1 protein-coding gene and 2 pseudogenes are annotated in these 2,534 nt (G+C 64.6%); 2 read left to right on the top strand and 1 reads right to left on the bottom strand.

Features of this window, described 5'->3' with window-relative positions; genetic code table 11:
- Positions 1-95 precede the first annotated feature (95 nt).
- Together AMD30_RS24145 and AMD30_RS25335 are read left to right on the top strand one after the other, a co-directional pair.
- Positions 96-659: pseudogene (locus AMD30_RS24145) on the top strand (DDE-type integrase/transposase/recombinase); the annotation flags it as partial.
- A gap of 140 nt (positions 660-799) precedes the next feature.
- Positions 800-1,390, top strand: a pseudogene (locus AMD30_RS25335) (transposase); the annotation flags it as partial.
- Positions 1,391-2,022: 632 nt separating this feature from the next.
- On the opposite strand, the gene AMD30_RS24135 reads toward AMD30_RS25335, so the two are convergent.
- Positions 2,023-2,534: hypothetical protein (locus AMD30_RS24135; protein WP_231632846.1), on the bottom strand; the 512-nt coding region annotated here is incomplete at its 5' end.

The raw sequence follows: 2,534 nt of genomic DNA, 5'->3' as shown, positions 1-2,534 counted from the left end.
GTCCTGTGGGTGAAGGAGGCGGGCCCAATCCCCGGGTGAGGCAACGGGTTTGCACATCACCCGGGGCTATCGCCGGGACACCATCGACCGGGCCGTGGCGGTGGCGTTCGACAAGGCCCGCGGCCTGCACGGGTCACCGCGCCTGCATGCGGATCTGCGTGCNCTATCGCCGGGACACCATCGACCGGGCCGTGGCGGTGGCGTTCGACAAGGCCCGCGGCCTGCACGGGTCACCGCGCCTGCATGCGGATCTGCGTGCTGACGGGTGGACGGTGACCGAGAAGACTGTCGCTGATTCGATGTGTCGTCAGGGCCTGGTCGCGCGGCGGATCCGCCGGCGCAACGGGCTGACCCGTCAGGACAAGACCGCCCCGAAGTTCCCCGATTTGTTGGGTCGCGATTTCACCGCACAGTGCCCCGATCAGCGGTGGGTCGGCGACATCACCGAGATCCCGACCGCGGCGGGCAAGCTGTATCTGGCCACGGTCATCGACCTCTACAGTCGCCGCCTGCTGGGGGCGGCCACCAGTCGTCACCCGGATGCAGCGTTGGCGTGTGCGGCGATCGAGATGGCGGTCGCCACGCGGGGCGGTATGCAGGCGATATGGCGTGATGACGATGCGCAGAAGCTGATTTTCCACGCCGATCGTGGGTCGACGGGCGGATTCAACTGGTCGTCGCAACACCCTGATTCTCGGAGGTGTGCGGCGTGGTTACAGCGGACTGGAGCAGGAAGACCAGCGATGTGCCGGTAGGTGTTCGTCGACAGTGGCGTGCTGATCGTGCACTTCGGCCGGCGATGCGATCGCCGGGGCGGCCGGAGCCGTCGCGGCAGGTGCAACGTGAGTTTTGGCGGGTGGTCGCGACGGGGGTGAGCACGGCGCAGGCATCGATCGCTGTCGGTGTGTCGGTGCCGGTGGGTACACGGTGGTTCCGCCACGCTGGCGGTATGAGGCCGCTGAGTCTGGATGAGCCTTCGGGCCGCTATCTATCCTTCGCGGAACGGGAAGAGATCGCGCTGCTTCGCGTTCAGGATTGTGGGGTGCGTGAGATCGCACGGCGGATCGGGCGCAGTCCGGCCACGATCTCGCGTGAGCTACGGCGCAACGCCGCAACCAGGAGCGGGAAGCTTGAGTATCGGGCGTTGGTGGCGCAGTGGAAAGCCCAGCAGGCCGCCAAGCGCCCGAAAACAGCGAAGCTCGTGGCCCACGTCGAGTTGCGGGAGTACGTACAGCACCGCCTGGCCGGCGTTGTCCGCCGTCCCGATGGCACGATCGCTGCGGGCCCCACGCCACCACCGTGGAAGGGGCTCAACAAGCCGCACCGTGCCGACCGGCGGTGGTCGCCGGCGTGGAGTCCAGAGCAGATCTCCCAGCGTTTGAAGGTCAAAGTTCCGGCCCACGATCGGAGCGGTGTACCGGCCAGCCGGCCAGTGGATGTTTCGTCGTTCTGTCAGGGTGTTGCGGATCTCCTGGGTGGGCTCAGCGCTGTCGGGAAGGCGTCCGCGGACTCCTCGCGCCAGGGCCGAGGCCACAATGTGGCCATCAAGTAGCAGTCGGGCAACCCGGGCATGGACCCGGTCGTTCCCACTGAAGCCGTTGGGAAGCGTCATGCTCTGCCTTGTATATGCGAGGACTGCGGCCAGGTCCTCAGCGAACCGGTAGACCATGAGTTGCTCTTTCAAGTCGGGGTCTTCGTTGTCAACTTCGTCGCTAGATCGGCCGTATTTGGTCAGGAATCGGCCGTCGATGTGGAACTCGACCTCTTTGGATGTGCGAAGGCCGAGAAGAACTTTGAACAGTTCGGCGACAGAGCGCGGACTGAGCCCGCGAATCTTGTATCCGACGTCCATCGACGACGCTTGGCCGGACGTGGCTCGATACGGAATCTCTGCGGCCACCGTGAGCCGGCTCCCACAGAACGACATCACGCTGGTTAAGCCGTGAGTTCCTTGGCGGACCTCCGTGACCGTTCCTTCCTCGGCGGCTACGACTTCACCGTCCTCGAGGAACCGGATCTCCATTAGCATTCCAACCGCTGGGCTGCGGTCTGTTCCTGCTCGAAGATCTGCCGGGTGCGTCGGTAGTGGTTGAGCGTCAACCATCGGTCCACTTCGGGATAGTCGATGAGCATCTGATTGAGCTCTGCGCGACCCATCCATCCCACAGTGGGTCGACGTTTCCCCGCTGGAGTGAAGGCTTCGGGCAGGCGTCTTATGTAGCCCTTCTCGGGGGTGGTGAAGTTGCTGCATGGGGCTACCAGAACCCATTCGTGCGGCTCCTGTTCCTTCACCGCCCGCACGAAGGACTTCTTGACTTTGTCTCGACGTCCCACGAACCCGCCGGACATGCCCTCGGGGTAATACTTCAACTGGTAGATAACGAGCCGGCCGTCGGGGTAAGTGACGGAGACGTCCACGCCTCCGTCACCGCCTCGTCCGTTCACGACGTCGACCTCGGCGACGCGCCGGAATTTCCGCATCACAATGTCTCGACGATGCGATCGAACCACGGTGACGTGTGCGGTCTCAGGAG

Source organism: Gordonia sp. HS-NH1 (assembly GCF_001418765.1).
Taxonomy (GTDB): Bacteria; Actinomycetota; Actinomycetes; order Mycobacteriales; family Mycobacteriaceae; genus Gordonia.
This window is presented reverse-complemented; position numbering and strand designations above follow the sequence as displayed.